Origin of the sequence: Rhizobium sp. RAF56, assembly GCF_052113965.1 — a bacterium.
GTDB lineage: Bacteria > Pseudomonadota > Alphaproteobacteria > Rhizobiales > Rhizobiaceae > Rhizobium.
Genome location: NZ_JBFRDU010000106.1, coordinates 1 through 1,296 on the forward strand (window position 1 = coordinate 1; position 1,296 = coordinate 1,296).

Below are 1,296 nucleotides of genomic sequence, written 5' to 3' on the forward strand. Positions count from 1 at the left end.
GGCATCCTCGGCACGGCCTATTCGACGGCTTCGAGCTACTCGGTCTACAGCCTGGATATTTCGTCCATGACCTCCGGTCAGATCGCCGGCGCGCTGAGCATGGTGGAATCGGCTCTGAAGACGATGACTTCGGCTGCTTCCAAGCTCGGCTCGCTCTCGAGCCGCATCGATCTGCAGACAAGCTTCACCTCGGATCTGCGCGACTCCATCCAGTCGGGCGTAGGCAAGCTCGTCGATGCCGACATGGAACAGGAATCGAGCAAGCTGTCTGCACTGCAGACGCAGCAGCAGCTGGCGATCCAGTCGCTGTCGATCTCCAACTCCTCGTCGCAGAACATCCTGTCGCTCTTCCGCTAAGGCAAAGGGCAGGCTGCGCGGCAATTGCTTGGCAGCATCGGAAACTTCTGAACGAAACGTTAACCGCGCCTTGTCTAAGGCGCGGTTTTTTTTATTGTTTTCGGCTTTTTGATTTCAACGTTTCTTAACCAACATAGTGTTCTCTAGGGCCATCGAAACGGCGGGTTAACCTTAAGATCTGGGTTAGCTGGCATGACGCTCACAGCCGTTCCCCGGTGGTAGTCCGGAATGTTCCTTTTCAACAGATGCCATAGGGGCAAGGAACACAATGACGAGTATCAATACCAACAATTCCGCAATGGCAGCGCTGCAGACGCTGCGCGGGATTAACTCGAACCTCAACAAGACGCAGAACGCCGTATCGTCCGGCTTCCGCATCGACAAGGCTTCGGACAACGCTGCTTACTGGTCGATCGCAACCACCATGCGTTCCGACGACAGCGCCATGTCGGCCGTTTCCGACGCGCTTGGCCTCGGCGCTGCCAAGATCGACACCGCTTACACGGCGATGGACAACGCCATCGACGTCGTTTCTTCGATCAAGTCGAAGCTCGTTGCCGCCACCGAAGACGGCGTCGACAAGTCCAAGGTGCAGGAAGAAGTCAAGCAGTTGCAGGACCAGCTTCTGAGCGTTGCTCAGTCCGCTTCCTTCTACGGCCAGAATTGGGTCGCAGCGGCTTCCGGTGGTTCGGCTTCGGTCGTGTCCTCCTTCGTTCGCGATGCCAGCGGCGGCGTCAAGGTCAACTCGACCTCTTACGCCTTCGACGCCAGCTCGAGCGGCAACGTGCTCTTCGGCATGAGCGGCACGACGGTCACGACGACCTCGGGCATCCTCGGCACGGCCTATTCGACGGCTTCGAGCTACTCGGTCTACAGCCTGGATATTTCGTCCATGACCTCCGGTCAGATCGCCGGCGCGCTGAGCATGGTGGAATCGGC

2 protein-coding genes are annotated in these 1,296 nt (G+C 58.3%); both read left to right on the forward strand.

Features of this window, described 5'->3' with window-relative positions:
• A partial coding sequence (locus AB4048_RS28760; protein WP_442205344.1) for a flagellin occupies positions 1–357 on the forward strand: 357 nt, incomplete at its 5' end.
• A 268-nt stretch (positions 358–625) separates the two neighbouring features.
• A partial coding sequence (locus AB4048_RS28765; protein WP_442205345.1) for a flagellin N-terminal helical domain-containing protein occupies positions 626–1,296 on the forward strand: 671 nt, incomplete at its 3' end.